The sequence below is a fragment of the Actinoallomurus acanthiterrae genome, from assembly GCF_054775715.1.
Map to the genome: position 1 here is coordinate 11,033,525 of NZ_BAAHCO010000001.1, position 20,753 is coordinate 11,054,277.

Sequence of the window (20,753 nt, forward strand, 5' to 3'; positions counted from 1 at the left end):
GTTCCGGGAACGTCCCCGGTCTCCGTACCGGAAGACGCCCCGTCCACCACCTGTGACCGGTTGTGAGAAGGTCCTGATCAAGGGGGTGTCGGTGAAACTCGACCTGTGGCTGCTGCTCGGCTCGGTCGTGGTCATTGCGGCGATCGTGGCGGTACGCCTGGCGCACCGGAGCGGGCTGCCGAGTCTGCTCCTGTACCTCGCGCTCGGCCTGCTGCTCGGCGAAGCGGGATTCGGCATCCGCTTCGACAACATGGCCGTCGCCGAGACCCTGGGCCTGGCGGCCCTGGTCCTGATCCTGGCCGAAGGCGGGCTCACCACCCGCTGGTCGGCCGTACGGCAGGGCGTGCCGGCCGCGCTCTCGCTGTCGATCGCCGGCACGGCGGTCAGCATCGTGGTGGTCGCGGCGGCGGCGCACTGGCTCGTGGGCATCGAGTGGCGGCTGGCGTTCCTGCTGGGGGCGGTGCTCGCCCCGACCGACGCCGCGGCGGTCTTCTCCGTGCTGCGGCGGCTGCCGCTGCCCGAACGCGTGACCGGGGTGCTCGAGGCCGAGTCGGGCTTCAACGACGCGCCGGTCGTCATCCTCGTCGTCGCCCTGAGCGCCCACCACGCGCCGACGCCGCTGCTCATGGTGGCCGAACTGGTCTACGAGCTGGCCGCCGGGGCGGTGATCGGCCTGGTGGTCGGCCGGTTCGGCGCGTACGCCCTGCGCCGGGCGGCGCTGCCCGCGTCGGGCCTGTACCCGATCGCGGTGCTGTCGCTGACCGTCGGCGCGTACGGCGCGGCGTCGATGGCGCACGCCAGCGGGTTCCTCGCGACGTACATTTCGGCCCTGGTGCTCGGCAACAGCCCGCTGCCGCACCGCCCCGCCACCCGGGGGTTCGCCGAGGGGCTGGCGTGGCTGGCCCAGATCGGGCTGTTCATCATGCTCGGCATTCTCGACTCGCCGCGGGAGCTGCCCGCGCAGATCGGCGCGGCCTTGATCTGCGGCTTCGCGCTGGTGCTGGTGGCCCGGCCGCTGTCGGTGCTGGTCTCCACACCGTTCTTCGGGATCGGCTGGCGCGAGAAGGCGTTCCTGTCGTGGGCGGGGCTGCGCGGCGCGGTGCCGATCGTGCTGGCCACCATCCCGGCGTCGGCCGGGCTGCCCGGGGCGCGGGCGCTGTTCGCGCAGGTGTTCATCATCGTGGTGGTCTTCACCCTGCTGCAGGGGCCGACGCTCGCGTCGCTGGCGCGGGTCCTGAAGGTGACCATCCCCGACCGCGCCCGGGAGATCGACATCGAGGCCGCTCCGCTGGAGGAGCTGCACGCCGACCTGCTGGAGATCCGTATCCCGCCGGACTCCCACCTCAACGGCGTGGAGATCTTCGAGCTGCGCCTACCCGAGGGAGCGGTGATCACCCTCGTCGTACGGGAGGGCCAGAGCTTCGTGCCGGGCCCGGACACGGCCCTGCACGCGGGCGACGAGTTGCTGGTCGTGGCCACGAGCGCCGCCCGCCCGGCGGCCGAACGCCGGTTGCGCGCCGTCAGCAGGCGCGGGAAGCTGGCGGGCTGGTACGGCGAGCGCGGCGAACAGTGAGCATGGGGCACCGGGAATGATTCGACGCCCGGTAGCATTAGCAGTCACTGAGCGAGAGTGCCAGTCTTGAGGGCTGTGTACAGCTAGGAGGAACTCGTGCCGACGTATCAGTACGCGTGCACCGAATGCGGTGAGCCTCTGGAGGTCGTGCAGAAGTTCAGCGACGACGCGCTGACCGAGTGCCCCGCATGCGGCGGGCGTCTGCGCAAGGTGTTCTCCGCGGCCGCGATCGTGTTCAAGGGCTCGGGCTTCTACCGCACCGACAGCCGCAGCGGTGCGACCACTTCGTCCAGTTCGACGAAGAAGGAGCCCGCCAAGACCGAGGCGAAGAAGGAGTCGACGTCCTCCTCCGAGTCTTCGAGCTCCTCGAGTTCGTCGAGTTCGTCGAGTTCTTCGGGTTCGTCTGGTTCTTCGGGTTCTTCGTCCGGCGAGAAGGTCGCCTGACCTCGGCGCTCCGAGTGTGAAGGACGTGCGCGACGGGCCCCCGCGGGTCGTGCCGCTCAGTGACCTCCGGTCACCTCCGCGACCCGCGAGGGCCCGTCCGGCCTGATCAGCGCCCGGCCCGCGACAGCGGCCGTTCATCCGACGCGAGCGGCCGGTCCCCCGCCGCGCGGCCCGGCCACCAGACGCGCCGGCCCATCTGGTACGCCAGCGCCGGGACCACCAGGGACCGGATCAGCAGGCTGTCGAGCAGCACGCCGAAGGCCACCGCGAAGGCCATCTCCACCGTTCCGGTCACCGGCAGGGTCGCCAGTGCCGCGAACGTCGCTGCCAGCACCACCCCGGCCGACGTGATCACACCGCCGGTCACCGTGAGCCCGCGCAGCACGCCGCGCCGCGTGCCCAGCCGCTGCGACTCCTCGCGCACCCGCGTCATGAGGAAGATGTTGTAGTCGACGCCGAGGGCGACCAGGAAGAGGAAGATCTGCAGCGGGAACCCCGAGTCGGCGCCCTCGAAGCCGAACACGTGCGTGAACACCAGCCCGCAGACCCCGAGCGCCGCCGCGAACGACAGCACGACGGTCGCCATCAGCAGCAGCGGCGCGACGACGGCCCGCAGCAGCAGGGCCAGGATCACGAACACGACGGCGAGGATGATCGGGATGATCACCTTGTTGTCGTGCGCGGCAGCGCGCTGGGTGTCGAGGTTGACGGCGGTGGTCCCGCCGACCTTGGCGCCCAGGGGCCGTACGGCGGCGCGTAGCCGGTCGACCGTGTCGCGCGCCGTCTGGGTGTCCGCCGCGCTGGACAGCGTCGCCTCGTACTGCTCGTAGCCCCCGAGAGTGACCGGCGCGCTCACGTCGGACACCCCGGGCGTACGGGCGATCGCGGCCCTGAGGCCGGGATCACCCGGGCCGATCACGACCGCCGGGCTGCCGGCCCCGGCCGGGAAGTGCCGCGCCATCACCCGCTCGCCCACCACCGAGTCGGGCGTCCCGACGAACTGGCCGGCGTTGGACACCGGGCCGGTCTTCAGCGACAGCATGCCGAACGCCAGCGCCGCGAGCACCAGCACGCCGCCCACCGCGATCACGCGCGGCCGGGCGCTGACGAACCCCGCGACGCGGGCCCAGACGCCGTGCTCCTTCTCCAGCGCGTCGGGCTCGGCGACGTACCGGACCCCGTACCGGGGAACCGCCGGCCAGAACACGCGGCGCGGCAGGGTCGTGAGCAGGGCGGGCAGCAGCGTGGTCATGGCGACGAGCGCGCAGACGACGCCGACCGCCGCGACCGGGCCGAGGCCGCTGGTGGAGTTGAGCTCGGCGACCAGCAGGCACAGCGTGGCGAGCGTGACCGTGGCGGCGCTGGCCAGGACGGCGGGTCCCGCGCGGCGCAGCGCGAGCCGCATCGCCTCGTGCCGGTCCTCGTGCCGGTGCAGTTCCTCCCGGTAGCGGGCGATGAGCAGGAGCGCGTAGTCCGTGCCCACGCCGAAGACCAGCACCGCCAGGATCCCGGTGCTCTGGCTGTTGACGGTGAGCCCCGCCTCGGCCAGCAGGTACACCAGCCCCTGCGACAGCATGTACGCCGAGCCGACCGCGAACAGCGGGACGATCCACAGGAACGGGCTGCGGTACGTCAGCAGCAGCATGACGATCACCACGCCCAGCGTGACGAACAGCAGCGTGCCGTCGATCTCCTTGAAGACTCCGATCAGGTCCGACATCGTGCCGGCCGGGCCGGTCACCCGGACGTCGAGCCCGGCGGGCGGGCCGCGCTCGACCACCTTCCGGACCTCGTCGATGGCGGTGAGGACGGCGTCACCGTCCCCCTGGATCGGGACGAGCAACTGCATCGCCTCGCCGTCCCGTGACGTGACCGGGCCGGTCACCGGCCCGACGTGCGGCACGCCCGTCAACCGCTCGGCCGCCGACCGCACGGACGCCACGTCCTGCGCGGTGACGCCGCCGCGCCGGTCGTACGCCACGACGGTGAGCATCCCGTCCTCATGGTGCAGCTTCTTCTGCAGCTTGATGACCTGGGTGGCCTCGGCGCCGCCGGGCAGGTAGGCGTCGGCGCTGTTCTTCGTGGCCCCCTGCAGCCTGCCTCCGAGGGCGCCGCCGACCATCAGCAGGATGAGCCAGGCGGCGAGGACGACCCACTTGGTACGGCGGCCGGCGGGGAGTCCGGCCAGTCGACTGGACATGGTTCACCTTCCCTGAAACGCGACATGTCGTCTCTGTTTGAGAGAAGATATTACGCGTATGCTCGATCCGACAAGACATATCGCGAGTTCGATATGAGTCGCGGCGGGACCCGGTCGCCTGGGGTTGTCCACAGGCTGTGGGGGCGCTCTCGCGGGGCGGTGCGGCGGGCGGCTAGGGTCCGGCTCATGCATGCAGAGATCGGCGTGATCGGCGGGTCCGGCTTCTACTCCTTCCTCGACGACGTCGAGGAGATTCAGGTGGACACCCCCTACGGACCGCCCAGCGACTCCATCGCCCTGGCCACGGTGGCCGGCCGCCGGGTGGCGTTCCTGCCGCGGCACGGGCGCGACCACCGCTTCCCGCCGCACAAGATCCCCTACCGGGCCAACCTGTGGGCCCTGCGCTCCCTCGGCGTCCGCCAGGTCGTGGCCCCGAGCGCGGTGGGCTCCCTCGTCCCGGACTACGGCCCCGGCACGCTCGCCGTCCCCGACCAGCTCGTCGACCGCACCAGCGGCCGCGCGCAGACCTACTACGACGACGGCGCCGTCCACGTCGCCTTCGCCGACCCGTACTGCCCGCGCGGGCGTCGCACGGTGGTGGAGGCCGCCCAGGGCATGGGCTGGCAGCCGGTCGAAGGCGGCACCCTGGCCATCATCGAGGGGCCGCGCTTCTCGACACGGGCCGAGTCCCGGTGGTTCGCCGCGCAGGGCTGGACCCTCGTCGGCATGACCGGCCACCCCGAGGCCGTCCTCGCCCGCGAGCTGGCCCTCTGCTACATCCCGGCCTGCCTGGTCACCGACCTCGACGCCGGCGTCGAGGAGGGAGCGGGCGTGACCCACGAGGAGGTGCTCCGCGTCTTCGCGCAGAACGTCGACCGCCTGCGCGGCCTCGTCGTCGACATCGTCGGCGCGCTGTCCGCCGAGCGTGACTGCCCCTGCCCGCACGCCCTCGACGGCCTCAAGCTCCCCTTCGACCTGCCATGACCAGGGGGTGCGGCCGAGCCGGTGGTGTCACCCGAGCCGGCGGGCATCACGCGGCTCCCGCAGCCGAGATCTTCGCTCCCCCATCCGAGACGAGCGCGCGGGGACGGCGATGAGAACGCTGCTGAGCCGGCATCGGCGCCTCATCGCCGCGGGGCTCGCGGCCGGTGCGGCGGCGCTCGGCCTGGCCGCCGCCCGCCCCCACCCGCGCGGCGTCGCGGTCCTCGTGGCCGCCCGCGACCTGCCGGCCGGCGCGACGCTGAGCGCCACCGACGTCGGCGTGCGCACCCTGCCCGCCCGCGCCGTGCCCGACGGCGCGGTCCGCCGGGCGGCCGGGCGCACCCTCACCGGGCCGATCCGCCGAGGCGAGCCGCTGACCGACGTACGGCTGCGCGGCGGCACTCTCCTGGACGACGCCGCCCCTGGCACGGTCGCCATGCCGGTGCGGCTCGCCGACGCCGCCGTCGTACGGCTGCTGCACGCCGGCGACCACGTCGACCTCCTGGCCGCCCGCACCGAAGGCCCGCTGCCGGCGCGCACGGTCGCGGCCGGAGTCCCGGTGGTCGCCGTGCCCCGGCCCGGCCCCGATCCCGACGAGGGAGCCCTCATCGTGCTGCGCACCGGCCGCGCCCAGGCGGCGGCCATCGCCCGCGCCGCCGTCGACTCCCGCCTGTCGGTCTCGATCGTCGGCTAGGGGTTTTGACTCACATTTCGTGGCGGTCGCGGTAACGGTCGCCCAGGCCCCGGGCAAGGCTGCATGTGTTCCCGAAGGCCTTTGCTCTGCTTACGCCGAGTAGGCGGTGGACCGTGCCAGATGTGTACTCAGGGTAAGCAGAGCAAAGGGCCGTGGGAGGCGGGGCGGTGGGCGGACGGGTTCGCCTGGTCCGGAGCCGTTCACTCACGAAAATCGAGCCAGAACCGGCTAGGGCGCGTCTCAAAGCCCCCCGTCCGTAGCGAGCGAGGCACCACTGCTGACGCGGTCCTCCCCCACGGCCCGGCGACTGGTCCGGCCGTCGCGGCATCACCGCTGCCGTGCCGCCTCAGTCGCTGGAGTCGGGGGTGTCCTCCTTGGTGTACTCCCAGTGCCACGGCTCGAAGGGGCTGCTGTAGGCCCATGCCGGGTGGAAGAACTCGTACGTCTTCGAATTCGCCTGGAGCCAGTTGAACTGCGCGGAGCCCTGGCTCTGCACGCCGCCGCACAGGTCGACCGCGGTGCCCCAGCCGTGGTTGCTGTGCCCCGGCACTGCCGCCATGCCGGGCCGGTTGGCATAGATGCGCTGCTGCTCGGCCAGCGGCCGGTAGGAGTCGGTGAGGCACATCTGCGTGCCGAAATGCGCCTTGTAGGCGGTGTTCAGCTTGTAGAAGGCCAGCGCGGCGTCCGCGCGGAGGCTCCGGCCGGCCTGGGGCAGCGGGCAGAGGTAGCGCGAGGGGATCAGGCCGTTGGGGAACTTCCGCGCCTCGGGGACGAGGCTCTTCTGGCAGGTGAGCTGCAGCCGGGTGTTGGGATCGAGCTTCTTGAGCGCGGCGGTCAGCTGGGCGGTGATGCGGGAGGAGCGGTCCTTGAGGCCGCTCATCTCCTGCGCGAGCTTCGCCTCCTGAACCGCGTTCTTCGACTGAAGATCCTGCGCCGACGCGGTCAGTTGCTCGCGTTGCTTCTGCAGGCGGCCGGCCTTGTCGATGAGGGACTTCTGGTCGTTGGTGAGCATCGTCAGGTCGGTCGCGGCGGCCAGCGCACCGTCGGGGTCGCTGCCGCCGATCAGCCCCGGCACCCCGATGATGCCCGGCTGCTTGTACGCGCTGGCGGCCAGCTGGGCCAGCGGCTCACGGATCTTGTTCAGTTCGGCGTTGGCGGTACCGAGGCCGGCGAGCGTCGTCTTGAGCTTGGCCTCGGAGGCGTTCAGCTCATTCTTCTGCTCCTGCCAGGCTTTGGTGGCCTTGGACAGCTCGTTCTTGGCCTTTTCGGCCTGCTGACGCAGGGCTTTGACGCTGTCGGCCGATGGCGATTGGGCCGCCGACGACTGATCCGCAGCGCCCGTAATCAGCAAGAGCACGACCGCCGTGATCGCCGCCATCAGCGCCGCTGACCGAGTGCTTGGCACGCGGAGATCCTCCGGGGGACTGGGGAAAGTGCGGCGGATCGACGGTACTACAGGTGACGAGGTGCTCCATGCTTTGCCGGAGACCTCAGGGGCGTCCGTGACCGCCGCGCCGATGTTTGCACAGCTCCCACATCCAGGGCCATTTCTTCAGCTCCGGCGGGCAGCGGGTGGAGGGCGGGCCCGTGGTGGGGGCCGGCCGGGAACGCGGGCTCTGCGTCGCGCGCGGGGCCCCCGGGTCGGGCTTCGAGGCGGGCCGTTCGCTGCGGGAGGCCACGAACTCGCCCCACGTGCGCTGCGCCCGGTCGATCTCGCTCGGGTCGCTCTGCCGCGCCGACGGCGCCGCGGCGGCCGCACGAGGCGGGGGCCGGTCGCCCTTCCCGCCTCCGTGGAGGACGACGAGGCCGCCGATGAGGAGGGCGGGCACGGCGATGAGAACGGCGATCAGCGTCACGCCGCGGCGGAACGGCAGCAGCTCGAACCGCCCCCACACACGGCTGATGATGGTCGTCCGCGGAGTGTCCGTTGCGTCCTCGTATACGCCATCCACGGGGAGTCAGGGTAGCGAGAAAAAGCCCGCTGAGTACTCGTATCCGAAGGACCCGTACCGCCCGATTCATGGTTATTCCCTGGCAGACTCATCGGAGTGGGCGATCGCATGACATTTCCCGATCCGGACCGAATGCTGGGATGCCTGCTGGGAGGTGCCATCGGCGACGCGCTCGGCGCGCCGATCGAGGGCCGGCCGATCGCGGAGATCCGGGCGACGTACGGCGAGGCGGGGCTGACCGAGTACGGCGACGCCCGGGTGCGGGCGGGCGCCATCACGGACGACACGCAGATGACGCTGTTCACCGCCGAGGCGCTCATCCAGGCGTCGATCCGGGAGCGCGCCAAGGGCATCGGCGGCGCCGCCCCCGGTCTGCTGCAGGCGGCGTACCTGCGGTGGCTCCGCACCCAGGGCGAGGAGATCCCCGAGCAGGACGTGTACGCCGGAAGCTGGCTGTTCGCCCAGCCGGAGATGCACCAGCGGCGCGGTCCGGGCCGGACCTGCCGGTCCGCCCTGCACACGGTCGCCGCCCGGCAGCGCCCCTACGTCCCCGTGGGGACCGTCGAGGAGCCGATCAACGACTCGAAGGGCTGCGGCGGGGTCATGCGGGCGGCGCCGGCGGGCTTCCCCTTCTCTCCGCGCGTACCGGCGGGCGCCGCCGAATGCCGCCGGGCCGCGTTCGCGATGGGCGTCAGGTCGGCGGCTCTGACCCACGGCCATCCCAGCGGGTACCTTCCGGCCGGCGTGCTGGCCGCGTCCGTCTGGGGCCTGGTGCGCGGCGCCGACCTCGCGGACGCGCTCGACGCCGCCCGTACGGAGCTGGAGACCTACGAGAGCCATGAGGAGACCTCGGCGTCGCTGGACGCGGCGGTCGCGCTGGCCCGGGAGGGTGACGCGCTCACGCCGGAGCGGTTGGAGACGCTCGGCGGCGGGTGGACCGGCGAGGAGGCACTGGCCATCGGGGTGTGCGCCGCACTGACCGTACGCGACAGCGAGCCCGTCGACGTCGTGCGCCGGGCGCTGCGGCTCGCGGTGAACCATTCCGGCGACAGCGACTCGACCGGGTCGATCTGCGGCAACCTGCTGGGCGCGCGGTACGGCACGGCCGCACTGCCCGGCCACTGGCAGTCCGGCGTCGAGCTGCGGCCGATCATCATTCGGATCGCCGCCGACGCCGCCCTGGAGTTCGGTCCCAACCCGCCGGCCGACCCGGAGACCGGTGACGTGCCGATGAACTGGCACGTCCGCGACATCTAGGGACTGATCGGGTTCTTGTCGCACGGGATCCCTGACGGAAGTACGCAGCGGGTCCGCGACGGCTTGGGGGAAGGCTTGCCAGGGGGGCTCGTCACAGGCGGCTGCCCGCCGGCCGGTGGCCGTGTCGACGTGGGCTTGGGCCGTGTCGGTGTCGTCCGGACGACCGGTTTCCGGTGCGTCTCCTTCGCGGCCGGTATGGCCCGCGGTGATTCCGACGCGGACGGCGCCGACACGGACGGCTCGAACGGGTTGGACGGCGCGGTCAGCATGGACGCCATGGCGGACGGCATCGTGCCCGCCGTACCGTCCTTCGCTTCGTGGCCATGCTGGAAGAGAACGGTCGCACCCGCGATGACCAGGCCCAGAGCGGCGATGGACCCACCGCCGAACGCGACCCAGCGCAACGCCGATGCCGGCGCGCGCCGCGCGCCGGCCATGCGCGCTTTGCGCGCTTCATCCCGATGTCGACCACTCACGCGAGCAGAGTAGCGATCTTGGACCGCCTAAAAGCTCGAATCGGCGAATGCGCACCCCGCGCGCACCGGGGGACATTCCACCATGACAGGCTTGCCCCGATCCCCACGAGGAAGGGTCGTGCGATGGCCGAGACGACGCAGGGCCGGGTCCCACAGCCGGTGCTGAGCCCGCTGACCACCGCGGCGGTCTTCCTCGTGGTCACGATCGACCCCGGCGGCGAGCCCATCGCCCGCGAGCTGCTGGCCGACCTTTCGGGGCTGACGCGGTCGGTCGGCTTCCGGGTGCCGGACGGCAGAGTGAGCTGTGTCGCCGGTATCGGGTCGGATGCCTGGGACCGGCTCTTCGGCGGGCCGCGCCCGGCCGAGCTGCATCCCTTCCGCGAGTTGTCCGGCGCCGTGCACCACGCCGTGGCCACACCCGGCGACCTGCTCTTCCACGTCCGCGCCGGCCGGCTCGACCTGTGCTTCGAGCTGGCCTCCCTGATCATGAACCGCCTGCGCGGGGCCGTGACGGTGGAGGACGAGGTGCAGGGGTTCATGTTCTTCGACGTGCGCGACCTGCTCGGCTTCGTCGACGGCACCGAGAACCCGGTGGGCCCTGCGGCGAGCGCGGCGGTCCTGATCGGGGACGAGGATCCGGAGTTCGCCGGCGGAAGCTACGTGATCGTGCAGAAGTACCTGCACGACATGGACGCGTGGAACGCCCTGCCGGTGGACGCCCAGGAGCGGATCATCGGCCGCACGAAGCTGGAGAACGTCGAGCTGGACGACGCGGTCAAGCCGTCGAACTCCCACGTCGCGCTGACCACGATCACCGACCCGGACGGCACCGAGCGCCAGATCCTGCGCGACAACATGCCCTTCGGCAACGTCGGCCGCGGGGAGTTCGGCACCTACTTCATCGGCTACGCCCGCACGCCTGCCGTGACCGAGAAGATGCTCGAGAACATGTTCATCGGCGATCCCCCGGGCAACCACGACCGGATCCTCGACTTCTCGACGCCGCTGACCGGAACGCTGTTCTTCGTACCGAGCGCCGACCTCCTCGACGACCCGCCTCCCGCCGAGCCCGCCGCCACGACGGACGTCGTCGGGGCGGACGCGGGCGCGGCGTCCGACACGACCCCCGGCAAGCCGGAGACCACGCCCGACGGTTCCCTGGGGATCGGCGGCCTGAACAGGAGCAGGATCCGTTGAACAATCTGCATCGTGAACTCGCGCCCATCTCCGCCGCCGCCTGGGCCGACCTGGAGGCCGAGGCCCGGCGGACGTTCGAGCGCCACGTGGCCGGCCGCCGCGTCGTCGACGTCCCGGAACCGGGCGGCGTCGAGCTGTCTGCGGTCGCGACCGGGCACCTGGACCGGGTCGCCGCCCCAGGTGACGGCATCGTCGCGCACACGCGCCGGTCCCAGCCGATCGTCGAGCTCCGCGTGCCGTTCACCGTGGACCGGCGTCAGGTCGACGACGTCGAACGCGGGGCCAAGGACGCCGACTGGCAGCCGGTGAAGGACGCGGCCCGGCGGATCGCGTTCGCCGAGGACCGCGCGATCTTCGAGGGGTACGCCGAGGGCGGCATCGCGGGCATCCGCGCGAGCGCCTCGAACCCGGTGCTGTCCCTGCCGTCCGACGTGCGCGAGTACCCCGACGCGGTCAGCCGGGCCATGAGCGCGCTACGGCTCGCGGGGGTCGGCGACCCGTACGCGCTGGTGCTGAGCGCCGACGCGTACACCGCCGTCAACGAGACCACCGACCACGGCTACCCGATCCACGAGCACATCGCCCGGGTGCTGGACGGCGAGATCGTCTGGGCGCCCGCGATCGACGGCGCGTTCCTGCTGTCCACGCGCGGCGGCGACTTCGAGCTGAGTCTCGGCCAGGACCTGTCGATCGGCTACCTCAGCCACGACGCGGACACCGTGCAGCTGTATTTCCAAGAGACCTTTACCTTCCTCGCCCACACCGCCGAGGCGGCCGTCGCCCTAACCGCGTAGGCGGCGCGGTTCCACGGCCGGCGGCGGGGGGAAGGGACTCGAGCCGTCTCCCCGTCGTCCGCGCTCAGTCTCCCTGGTCCTGACCGATGCGCGTCTTGCACTTCCGCGGCGATTTGCGCAGCCCGGGCGGGCAGTCGCGGCCGGGTGGCGACGCGGAGGCGGTGGTCGGCGTCCCGCCGATGCGCGCCGGGGACGCGCTCGCCGAGGGCCGCGTCGACTCCGTCCGGACGGCCGTGGCCGGGGTCTGCTCGCGCAGCGAGGACCTGACGTGCGGCGAGACTCTGGAAGGGGACGTCGCGGACGGCGCCACCTCGGCCGCCCCTCCGTTCGGCCCCCCGCTGAAGATGGTGGTCATTCCGCCGATGACCAAGGCGAACGCGGCGATGATCCCGCCGACGAGCACCATCCGTCGGCGCGGGGCACCCGCCGTCAGTGCGCTCAGTCGCCGGACGGCGACCGCGCGCATTTCGCCCCTTTTGTCCCGATGTCGACCACTCACGCGAGCAGAGTAGCGGTGTTCAATGACTTATACGGTCGTTAGAGCGAGGATGACCGGCAATGGACGAACGAGGCGGCGGTGACCGGCATAGGCCGTCGAACAGAACGGGTACGACACCCTGAAAGCGAACGAACGAAAGGAGTCGGGTGATGGGGATCGTGTCGCCGGGGTTCCACGGCCGGCGGCGGAGCGAGGGCGTCAAGCTGCCTCCCGGCCAGTACCTCACCGAGGACTTCCCCGTTCTGTCGGCCGGTCCCACCCCGCGGATCCGGACCGAGGACTGGGAGTTCACCGTCACCACCGAGACCGGCCAGGAGCACCGCTGGACCTGGCAGGAGCTGATGGCACTGCCCAGCGAGACGCCCACGGTGGACATCCACTGCGTCACCAAGTGGTCGAAGCTCGGCACCACCTGGGAAGGCGTGTCCCTCGACACCCTGCTGGAGGACGTCGACACCGCCGCCGACTACGCCCTCATCCACTCGTACGGCGGCTACACCACGAACCTGCCGCTGGAGGATCTTCTCGACGGCCAGGCGTGGATCGCGTACCGCTTCGACGGCGAGGACCTGGCGCCCGAGCACGGCGGCCCGGCCCGGCTGGTGGTGCCGCACCTCTACTTCTGGAAGTCCGCCAAGTGGGTGCGCGGCATCACGCTGATGGACGAGGACGAGCCGGGCTTCTGGGAGACCGCCGGCTACCACGACTATGGGGACCCATGGCGCGAGCAGCGATACCAGGGCGACTGAGCTGGCGGGTCGCCCGGCTCGCCGAGGCGCGGGCGGAGACGGAGACGGCCCGCACGCTGGTCTTCGACACCCCCGGGTGGCCGGGCCACCTGGCCGGTCAGCACGTCGACGTGCGGCTCACCGCCGACGACGGCTACACGGCCCAGCGCAGCTACTCCCTCGCCGCGCCCGCCGACGGCGACCGCGTCGAGCTGACCGTCCAGGACGTCCCCGACGGCGAGGTCTCCTCCTACCTCACCGAGGGCCTGTCCGTCGGCGACCCGGTGGAGATCCGCGGGCCCGTCGGCGGATGGTTCGTCTGGCGGCCCGCCGACACCGCGCCGGTGCTGCTCGTGGCGGGCGGCTCGGGCATCGTGCCGCTGATGGCGATGGTCCGGGCCCGCCGCCAGGCGGGCAGCCGTACGCCCTTCCGCCTCGTCTACTCGGTACGGACGCCCGCCGACCGGTACTACGCGGCCGAGCTGCGCCGCCCCGACCCCGGCCTCGACGTCGCGTACGTCTACACCCGGGAGGTGCCGGAGGGCTGGTCCCGGCCGCCCGGGCGGCTCACCGTCGCCGACCTGAACTCCGGCGGATGGCCCGCCGACTTCGCGCCGGACTGCTTCGTCTGCGGGCCCACCGGGTTCGTCGAGACCGCCGCCGACATCCTCCTTTCCCTCGGCCACGACGCGCGCAAGATCAAGACCGAGCGATTCGGCCCGACTGGAGGCTGACGTGATCGACGACTACGAGGACGGCAACGCGCTCGCCGGCCCGCTGAGTGAGATCTTCACCTTCGACGTCACCACGGCGGACACCCGGTGCGCGGGCTGCGGCCGTACGGGCCCGGTCGCGGACCTGCGGGTCTACACCCACGCGCCGGGGCTGGTCGCCCGCTGCCCCGGCTGCGAGGAGGTGGTCCTGCGCATGGTCCGCACGCCGACCGCGGCCTGGCTCGACCTGCGCGGCAGCGTCGCCCTGCGGATCCCGCTGGACTGACCCCGCCCGGCCGTCAGGTGCCGACGGGGATCGTCGGGGAGAACCTCACCGGCAGCGAGGTCAGTCCGCGGACCCGGAAGGACGGCCGCCATTCGAGCTCGTCCGGCGGCACCGCCAGGCGTACGTCCGGTAGGCGGTCCAGGAGGACCTCCACGGAGGTCTGCGCGATGACCTGGCCGAGTTCCGGCGCCGGGTAGGGGCAGCTGTGGTCGCCGTGGCCGAAGGAGAAGTGGGCGTGGTTGCTCTCCGCGCCGGTGTCGAGGTCCGGGTGCACCAGGGGGTCGGAGTTCCCGCCGGCGAAGCAGACGACGACCGCGTCGCCGGCGCGGAGCTGCCGGCCGCCCAGCATGGTGTCGCGGGTCGCCCAGCGGAAGGTGTTCTGGGCGGGCGACTCCTCCCACATGACCTCGTTCATCGCCTGACCCACACTGCGGCGCCCGCCCGCGAGGGTCAGGGAGAACCGGTCGTCGACCAGCATGAGCCGCAGTGTGTTGCCGATCCAGTTGGCCGTGGGGTCCTGGCCGGCGATCGTCATGATGAGGAGGTCCTGGGCGAGTTCCTCATCGGACAGGCCGGCCGGGTGGTGGACCATGCGGGACGTGACGTCCGGCCCGGGCTCGGCGCGCTTCAGCCGGACGAGGCCGCCCAGAGTCGCCGCGAACCGCTGGTACGCCTCGAGCGAGCCCTCCCCGCCGTCGATGATGGCGATCACGTCCTCCGCGACGCCGGGCACCTCGTCGTCGGGCAGGCCGAACATCCCGGCGAGCGCCAGGATCGGCATCCGGTTCGCGAACCGGGCCAGGAGCTCGGCCTCGTCGGCGAGGCAGAACTCGTCGATGAGCCCGTCGGCGATCCGCTCGCACCGGGACCGCAGCTCGAACTGGTCGACCTCCGCCATGGCCTCGGTCATCACCTCGGCCCGCCGCTTGTGAGCGGACCCCTCGCTGAACAGGATCGATCCGGGCTGGTAGCCGACGAGGACCATGAGGGGCCAGTCCGGCGGGACGTTCGGCCACTGGTTCCAGCGACGCGAGTCGCGGCCGAACAGCACCGAGTCGTTCAGCGCCTGGTGGACCTCCCGGTACCCGACCACGAGCCACGCCGGGACGTCCCCGTCGAGCAGAACCGGCACGACCGGCCCGTGCTCACTCCGCAGCTCCCCATAGAGCTGAGCGGGGTCCTCCATGTCGTACAGCGACCCGTACAGCCGCACGGAGCCCGGCGGGACCGGGGACGGCGGCCCCAGGGGACGGATCGCCGCGTCAGCTGCCGGCTCGAGCTCGGTCATTGATGGCCTTCCCAGCCCGGGAGGTCGGTCGGGGTTGGTTGGTCGGGAGAAATACGAGGTCGGTCGGGGGAGATACGAGGTCGGTCGGGGTCGGTTGGTCGAGAAAGATACATGGTAAAGACCCGGCGGTGACCGGCGCCGGGGAACCTTCACGAGTGGTGGGTCAGGGCCCGGTGGCGACCGGGGCCGGGGCGAACGTGACGGGCAGCGAGAGCAGGCCGCGGATCTGGAACGACGACCGCCAGGCCAGCTCGTCGGCGGGCACCGCCAGGGTCACGTCCGGAAGCCGATCGAGGAGCACCTCGACGGCGGTACGGGCGATGACCTCGGCGAGCTCCGGCGCCGGGTGCGGGCACCCGTGGCTGCCGTGCGCGAAGGACAGGTGCGCGTTGTTGGCGGGCGCGCCCTCCAACGAGGCGGGCCGGACGTACGGGTCGGCGTTGGCGCCGGCGAGGCCGAGGATGAGCCCGTCACCGGCCCGGATGTGCCGCCCGCCCAGCTGCGTGTCGCGGGTGGCCCAGCGCCCGAAGCTGTTCTGCACCGGGATGTTCTCCCACATCACCTCGTTGAGCGCCTGGCTGACGCTCTGGCGGCCGCCGGAGAGCGTGAGGGAGAACCGGTCGTCGGTGAGCATCAGCTGGAGGGTGTTGCCGATCCAGTTCGCCGTCGGTTCCTGGGCCGCGAGCGTGAGGATGAGCGTGTCGAAGGAGAGCTCGTCGTCGGTGAGGCCCGCCGGGTGGGCCAGCATCCGCGAGGTGATGTCCGGGCCCGGCTCCGCACGCTTGGCCTCCACCAGGTTCCGCATCCGGCCGGCGACCCTCTGGTAGGCCGGGAGGGCCCCCTCGCCGCCGTCGAGCGAGGCGACGAGGTCCCGCGCGGTGTCCCCGATGTCGCCGATGGAGATGCCGATGAGCCCGGAGATGGCCATGATCGGCATCGAGTAGGCGTACTGCGTCATCAGCTCGGCCTTGCCGCTGCCGGCGAACTCGTCGATCAGCGCGTCGGCGATCTCCTCGCAGCGGGCGCGCAGCTCGAACTGGTCGACTCCGGCGAGGGCGTCGCTGATGGCGTCGACCCGGCGCTGGTGCTCGGGCCCCTCTCCGTACAGCACCGACGGCTGGTAGGCGGTGTACTGGATGAGCGGCCAGTCCTGCGGGATGTTCGGCCACTGGTTCCAGATGCGCGGGTCGCGGGCGAACAGCTGCGAGTCGCTGAACATCTGGTGCAGTTCCCGGTACCCCATGACCAGCCACGCGAAGATGTCCCCTTCGAGCAGCGCCGGCACGACACCCCCGTACTCCCGCCTGAGTTCCCGGTACAGCTCGGCCGGGTTCTCGTCGTAACGCTGGCCGTACAACGGGACGGCGTCGGGTGGGATCGGGGTCGGCGGGCCCACGGGGCGGTGCGTCGGGTCGTTCGGGTCGAGTTCGGGCATGGGGTGCCTTCCGGGGCCGTGAGGGCAGTGCGGGCGGCTGGGCGTGGCTAGTGGATCAAGACCCGGCGCCGAGAAGAGAGGATGCCACGGATCATGATCTTGCGGTGGGCACCGGGGAGAACTTCACCGGCAACGAGAGCAGTCCGCGCAGCTGGAAGGACGGCCGCCAGGTCAGTTCTTCGGCGGGCACCGCGAGGATCACGTCCGGGACGCGGTCGAGGAGCACCTCGACGGCGGTTCGGGCGATGACCTCCGCGATCTCCGGCGCCGGGTGCGGGCACCCGTGGCTGCCGTGCACGAAGGACAGGTGCGCGTTGTTGGCCGGCGCGGCTCCCGCCGAGGCGGCCCGCACGTACGGGTCGGCGTTCGCGCCCGCGATGCCCATGAGGAGCGCGTCGCCGGCCCGGATGTGCCGCCCGCCGAGCTGTGTGTCGCGGGTCGCCCACTTCCCGAGGGAGTTCTGCACAGGCCCGTTCTCCCACAGCACCTCGAGGAGCGCCTGGCCGACACTGCTACGGCCGCCGGAGAGGGTCAGGGAGAACCGGTCGTCGGTCAGCATCAGGTGCAGCGTGTTGCCGATCCAGAGCGCCGTCGGTTCCTGGCCTCCCATCGCGACGAGCATGAGGTCGAGGGCGAGTTCCTCGTCGGTCAGGGCCGCCGGATGGGCCAGCATCCGGGAGGTGACATCGGCGCCCGGCTCCGCACGCTTCGCCGCCACGAGACGCTGCATCACGGCGAGGACTCGCCCGTAGGCCTCCTGGGAGCCCTCGCCGCCGTCGAGCGCGGCGATGGCGTCCCGGGCGACGACCGCGATCTCGGACGTCGAGATGCCCATCATCCCGGCGACGGTCATCACCGGGATCGAGTACACGTACTGGGTCATGAGCTCGGCCTCGCCGCTGCCGGCGAACTCGTCGATCAGCGCGTCGGCGATCTCCTCACACCGGGCGCGCAGCTCGAACTGGTCCACTCCGCCGAGGGCGTCGCTGATGGCGTCGACCCGGCGCTGGTGGTCGGGTCCCTCACCGAACAGCACCGACGGCTGGTAGGCGACGAACGCCATGAGCGGCCAGTCCGGCGGGACGTTCGGCCACTGGTTCCAGATGCGCGAGTCGCGCGCGAACATCTGCGGGTCGCTCAGGAGCTGGTGCAGCTCCCGATACCCGATCACCAGCCACGCGAACACGTCGCCCTCGAGCAGCACCGGCACGACGGGCCCGTGCGTCCGCCGCAACTCGCGCATCAGTTCGGCGGGGTTCTCCCGGTAGCGCGGCCCGTACAGCGGGACCGCGTCCGGCGGGATCGGCGACGGCGGGCCCAGGAGGTGGTTCGTCAGGTCGTTCGGGTCGAGCTCGGGCATGGGGTGCCTTCCGGGGCGGTGAAGGTCGTCCAGTGCGGGCGGCTGGGCGTGACTTAGTGGATCAAGACTCGGCGCCGGGCAGAGAGGATGCCAAGGATCATGACCTCGTGGCGGGCACCGGGGAGAACTTCACCGGCAACGAGAGCAATCCGCGCACCTGGAAGGACGGCCGCCAGGCCAGTTCTTCGGCGGACACCGCGAGGACCACGTCCGGGACGCGGTCGAGGAGCACCTCGACGGCGGTACGGGCGATGACCTCCGCGATCTCCGGCGCCGGGTGCGGGCACCCGTGGCTGCCGTGCGAGAAGGACAGGTGCGCGTTGTTGGCCGGCGTGGCTCCCGGCGAGGCTGCCCGCACGTACGGGTCGGCGTTGGCGCCGGCCAGGCCGAGGATGAGCCCGTCGCCGGCCCGGATGTGCCGCCCGCCCAGCTGCGTGTCCCGGGTCGCCCACCGCCCGAGGGAGTTCTGCACCGGCGCCTCCTCCCACAGCACCTCGTTGAGCGCCTGGCCGACGCTCTGGCGGCCGCCGGAGAGGGTCAGGGAGAACCGGTCGTCGGTCAGCATCAGCTGGAGGGTGTTGCCGATCCAGTTCGCCGTCGCTTCCAGGCCCGCGGTCACGACGATCATCAGGTCGGAGGCGAGTTCCTCGTCGGTGAGGGCCGCCGGGTGGGCCAGCATCCGGGAGGTGACGTCCGGGCCCGGCTCCGCACGCTTGGTCTCCAGGAGGCGCTGCATCGCGGCGACGAGCCGGCCGTAGGCCTCCACGGCGCCGTCGCCGCTGTTGAGCACGGCGATGGCGTCCCGGCCGACGACCTCGATCTCGCCGATCGGGATGCCGACCATTCTGGCGACAGCGTTCACCGGCATGGAGCGGGCGTACTGGGTCATGAGCTCGGCCTCGCCGCTGCCGGCGAAGCCGTCGATCAGCGCGTCGGCGATCTCCTCGCACCGGGCGCGCAGCTCGAACTGGTCCACGTCGCCGACGGCGTCGCTGATGGCGTCGACCCGGCGCTGGTGGTCCGGCCCCTCGCCGAACAGCACCGACGGCTGGTAGGCGATGAACGCCATGAGCGGCCAGTCCGGCGGGACGTTCGGCCACTGGTTCCAGATGCGCGAGTCGCGCGCGAACAGCTGCGGATCGCCCAGGAGTTGGTGCAGCTCCCGATACCCGATCACCAGCCACGCGAACACGTCGCCCTCGAGCAGCACCGGCACGACGGGCCCGTGCGTCCGCCGCAGCTCGCGGAACAGCTCGGCCGGGTTCTCCTGGTAGCGCGGTCCGTACAGCGGGACCGCGTCCGGATGCTCGACGAGCACCTGCCCCGGCTCCAGCGGCTGCTGGGTCATGGGGTGCCTTCTGCGGCGGTGGACAGAGCGTACAGGTGGTTCACCAGTGTGATCAGGACCTTCTTGCTCGACTCACGCTCGCGGGCGTCGCAGTCGATCAGCGGGATCTCCGGGGACAGGTCGAGCGCCTCCCGGATGTCCTCCAGCTTGTGCGCCGGTCCGCCGAAGTCGTTGCGCGCGACGATGAACGGCATCCCGTGGTGCTCGAGCCGGTCGATGGCGTACCAGGAGTCCTGGACCCGCCGGGTGTCGACGAGGACGACCGCTCCGAGGGTGCCGGAGAACAACCGGTCCCACAGGAACCAGAACCGCTGCTGCCCCGGCGCGCCGAACAGGTAGAGGATCATCTGGTCGTTCAGGCTGATCCGGCCGAAGTCGAAGGCGACCGTGGTCGTGGTCTTGTCCTGCACCCCGCCGGCGTCGTCGATGCCGACGCCGGCGCGGGTCATGACCTCTTCGGTGCTCAGGGGCCGGATCTCGCTGACCGATCGGACCATCGTCGTCTTGCCCACGCCGAAGCCACCAACGATCACGATCTTCAGTCCGTTGCTGGCGGTGCTCCGCAGCGGCGTACTGGTGACCCGTTCAGAGCTTTTCAAGTCCAAGGAGCACCTGCTTCAGGATGGCGGGATCGGGGAGTTTGGTCTTGGCGGGGGCCATGGTCGGGTGGCGAGCGGTGATCCGGCCCGTGTCGAGCAGGTCGCACAGGAGGATCTTCACCACGCTGACCGGCAGTCCGAGCTCCGCGGCGATCTCCACGACCGCCATCGGGTTGGTGCACATGCGGAGGATCTTCACGTGCTCGGACTGCATGCCCGGAGCGGGGTCGCACTCGCTGACGATCAGAGAGACCAGGTCGATGGAGCTCTCATCGACCTGGCTACGCCCACCCGTGACGATGTAGAGCCGGTCCGGGTCCTCTCTGTCGACTGGCCGTGACGTCATCGCGCGGCGCTGCCCTGCTGCGTCTGCCGGGGAGCGGCCACCAGGTACTCGCCGAGCTGCTCGACCAACTCGTGCATGTTGTGCCCGATCACGCCGACGTCGGCCTCCTCGCTCGCGATGAGGGCCAGGTGGGCCCCTTCGCCCGCCTCGACGATGAACAGCAGCCCGCCGTGGAACTCGGTCATCGACTGGCGGAGCCCGCCGCTGCCGTCGCCGAACTCGGCGGAGGCACCGTACGACAGGCTCTGGATGCCCGAGGCGATGGCGGACAGCTGGTCGGCCTGGTCGACGGACAGGCCGTACGTGTGGCAGAGCTTCAGCCCGTCCTTGGACAGGACGATGGCGTGCCGGCTCTCCGGCGTCCTCTCAAGGAGGTTCTCCAACAGCCAGTCGAGATCGCGATCTGTGGTCTTCATAGGTTGTTCGGGGCGGTGGTCCTGGCGCGGGCGCCGGAGACTCGTCCCCTGCCTCCAATCTCTTGTCGTGTCATTCCGGCCTGGCAGGGCGAGCCCAGCATTCAGGTCTCATCGGTGTCGGAGGCGGGCGCGTCATCGCTCGTGCGCTTACGGCGACCGGCCTCGCG

At 71.5% G+C, this 20,753-nt stretch carries 21 protein-coding genes; 10 read left to right on the forward strand and 11 right to left on the reverse strand.

The genetic code is table 11. The features are described 5' to 3' along the window. Positions 1-91 precede the first annotated feature (91 nt). Both ACYVF7_RS51995 and ACYVF7_RS52000 read left to right on the forward strand, forming a co-directional pair. A complete protein-coding gene (locus tag ACYVF7_RS51995; protein ID WP_460354602.1) occupies positions 92-1,573 on the forward strand; it encodes a potassium/proton antiporter in 1,482 nt (493 codons plus the stop codon). Between the two features lie 96 nt (positions 1,574-1,669). Further along, entirely contained in the window at positions 1,670-2,017 is a 348-nt protein-coding gene (locus ACYVF7_RS52000) for an FmdB family zinc ribbon protein (protein ID WP_460354605.1), read from the forward strand. Between the two features lie 106 nt (positions 2,018-2,123). On the opposite strand, the gene ACYVF7_RS52005 is transcribed toward ACYVF7_RS52000, so the two are convergent. Next, a complete protein-coding gene (locus tag ACYVF7_RS52005; RefSeq protein ID WP_460354608.1) occupies positions 2,124-4,217 on the reverse strand; it encodes an MMPL family transporter in 2,094 nt (697 codons plus the stop codon). Between the two features lie 186 nt (positions 4,218-4,403). Between ACYVF7_RS52005 and ACYVF7_RS52010 the strand changes: the two genes are divergently transcribed. Next, positions 4,404-5,201, forward strand: coding sequence for an S-methyl-5'-thioadenosine phosphorylase (locus tag ACYVF7_RS52010; RefSeq protein WP_460354610.1), 798 nt, complete (start codon positions 4,404-4,406; stop codon positions 5,199-5,201). Positions 5,202-5,310: 109 nt separating this feature from the next. Further along, a complete protein-coding gene (locus ACYVF7_RS52015) occupies positions 5,311-5,892 on the forward strand; it encodes an SAF domain-containing protein (protein WP_460354613.1) in 582 nt (193 codons plus the stop codon). Positions 5,893-6,238: 346 nt separating this feature from the next. Here ACYVF7_RS52015 and ACYVF7_RS52020 read toward each other — a convergent pair whose 3' ends face one another. Further along, entirely contained in the window at positions 6,239-7,297 is a 1,059-nt protein-coding gene (locus tag ACYVF7_RS52020) for a D-alanyl-D-alanine carboxypeptidase family protein (protein ID WP_460354615.1), read from the reverse strand. An 85-nt stretch (positions 7,298-7,382) separates the two neighbouring features. After that, on the reverse strand, positions 7,383-7,844 hold the full coding sequence (locus ACYVF7_RS52025) for a hypothetical protein (RefSeq protein ID WP_460354618.1): 462 nt from the start codon (positions 7,842-7,844) through the stop codon (positions 7,383-7,385). Positions 7,845-7,952: 108 nt separating this feature from the next. Between ACYVF7_RS52025 and ACYVF7_RS52030 the strand changes: the two genes are divergently transcribed. The 3 genes from ACYVF7_RS52030 (at position 7,953) to ACYVF7_RS52040 (ending at position 11,568) form a co-directional block, all read left to right on the forward strand. Next, positions 7,953-9,101, forward strand: coding sequence for an ADP-ribosylglycohydrolase family protein (locus ACYVF7_RS52030; protein ID WP_460354621.1), 1,149 nt, complete (start codon positions 7,953-7,955; stop codon positions 9,099-9,101). 599 nt (positions 9,102-9,700) lie between these two features. Further along, positions 9,701-10,774: a Dyp-type peroxidase gene (locus tag ACYVF7_RS52035; protein WP_460354623.1), complete on the forward strand. Its 1,074-nt coding sequence runs from the start codon at positions 9,701-9,703 to the stop codon at positions 10,772-10,774. Continuing rightward, positions 10,771-11,568 carry a family 1 encapsulin nanocompartment shell protein gene (locus tag ACYVF7_RS52040; protein WP_460354624.1) on the forward strand — a complete coding sequence of 266 codons (798 nt, stop codon included), beginning with the start codon at positions 10,771-10,773 and terminating at the stop codon, positions 11,566-11,568. Before ACYVF7_RS52035 ends, ACYVF7_RS52040 begins: the two co-directional genes overlap by 4 nt. A 64-nt stretch (positions 11,569-11,632) precedes the next feature. On the opposite strand, the gene ACYVF7_RS52045 is transcribed toward ACYVF7_RS52040, so the two are convergent. Further along, positions 11,633-12,034, reverse strand: coding sequence for a hypothetical protein (locus tag ACYVF7_RS52045; protein WP_460354627.1), 402 nt, complete (start codon positions 12,032-12,034; stop codon positions 11,633-11,635). A gap of 182 nt (positions 12,035-12,216) precedes the next feature. Between ACYVF7_RS52045 and ACYVF7_RS52050 the strand changes: the two genes are divergently transcribed. From ACYVF7_RS52050 to ACYVF7_RS52060, 3 genes are read left to right on the forward strand one after another with little or no spacing between them, the layout of a single operon-like run. Beyond that, a complete protein-coding gene (locus ACYVF7_RS52050; RefSeq protein ID WP_460354629.1) occupies positions 12,217-12,816 on the forward strand; it encodes a sulfite oxidase-like oxidoreductase in 600 nt (199 codons plus the stop codon). Beyond that, entirely contained in the window at positions 12,786-13,529 is a 744-nt protein-coding gene (locus tag ACYVF7_RS52055; protein ID WP_460354631.1) for a ferredoxin reductase, read from the forward strand. The genes ACYVF7_RS52050 and ACYVF7_RS52055 overlap by 31 nt, the downstream gene beginning before the upstream one ends. A gap of 1 nt (position 13,530) precedes the next feature. Beyond that, positions 13,531-13,794, forward strand: coding sequence for a DUF6510 family protein (locus ACYVF7_RS52060; RefSeq protein ID WP_460354633.1), 264 nt, complete (start codon positions 13,531-13,533; stop codon positions 13,792-13,794). Between the two features lie 13 nt (positions 13,795-13,807). On the opposite strand, the gene ACYVF7_RS52065 is transcribed toward ACYVF7_RS52060, so the two are convergent. From ACYVF7_RS52065 to ACYVF7_RS52095, 7 genes are all read right to left on the reverse strand, one after another. Next, the gene (locus tag ACYVF7_RS52065; protein ID WP_460354635.1) at positions 13,808-15,082 is read right to left on the reverse strand and encodes a cytochrome P450; all 1,275 of its coding nucleotides are present in this window, start codon (positions 15,080-15,082) and stop codon (positions 13,808-13,810) included. A gap of 163 nt (positions 15,083-15,245) precedes the next feature. Then, positions 15,246-16,517 (reverse strand): cytochrome P450, encoded by a 1,272-nt coding sequence (locus ACYVF7_RS52070; protein WP_460354638.1) that lies wholly within the window; start codon positions 16,515-16,517, stop codon positions 15,246-15,248. A gap of 91 nt (positions 16,518-16,608) precedes the next feature. After that, positions 16,609-17,877 carry a cytochrome P450 gene (locus ACYVF7_RS52075; protein WP_460354641.1) on the reverse strand — a complete coding sequence of 423 codons (1,269 nt, stop codon included), beginning with the start codon at positions 17,875-17,877 and terminating at the stop codon, positions 16,609-16,611. A gap of 97 nt (positions 17,878-17,974) precedes the next feature. Beyond that, entirely contained in the window at positions 17,975-19,225 is a 1,251-nt protein-coding gene (locus ACYVF7_RS52080; protein ID WP_460354644.1) for a cytochrome P450, read from the reverse strand. Then, positions 19,222-19,830 carry a GTP-binding protein gene (locus ACYVF7_RS52085; RefSeq protein WP_460354647.1) on the reverse strand — a complete coding sequence of 203 codons (609 nt, stop codon included), beginning with the start codon at positions 19,828-19,830 and terminating at the stop codon, positions 19,222-19,224. The genes ACYVF7_RS52080 and ACYVF7_RS52085 overlap by 4 nt, the downstream gene beginning before the upstream one ends. Then, complete coding sequence (locus ACYVF7_RS52090; RefSeq protein ID WP_460354649.1) at positions 19,811-20,170, reverse strand: DUF742 domain-containing protein; 360 nt, start codon at positions 20,168-20,170, stop codon at positions 19,811-19,813. The genes ACYVF7_RS52085 and ACYVF7_RS52090 overlap by 20 nt, the downstream gene beginning before the upstream one ends. Next, positions 20,167-20,586, reverse strand: coding sequence for a roadblock/LC7 domain-containing protein (locus ACYVF7_RS52095; RefSeq protein WP_460354652.1), 420 nt, complete (start codon positions 20,584-20,586; stop codon positions 20,167-20,169). The genes ACYVF7_RS52090 and ACYVF7_RS52095 overlap by 4 nt, the downstream gene beginning before the upstream one ends. Positions 20,587-20,753 lie beyond the last annotated feature (167 nt).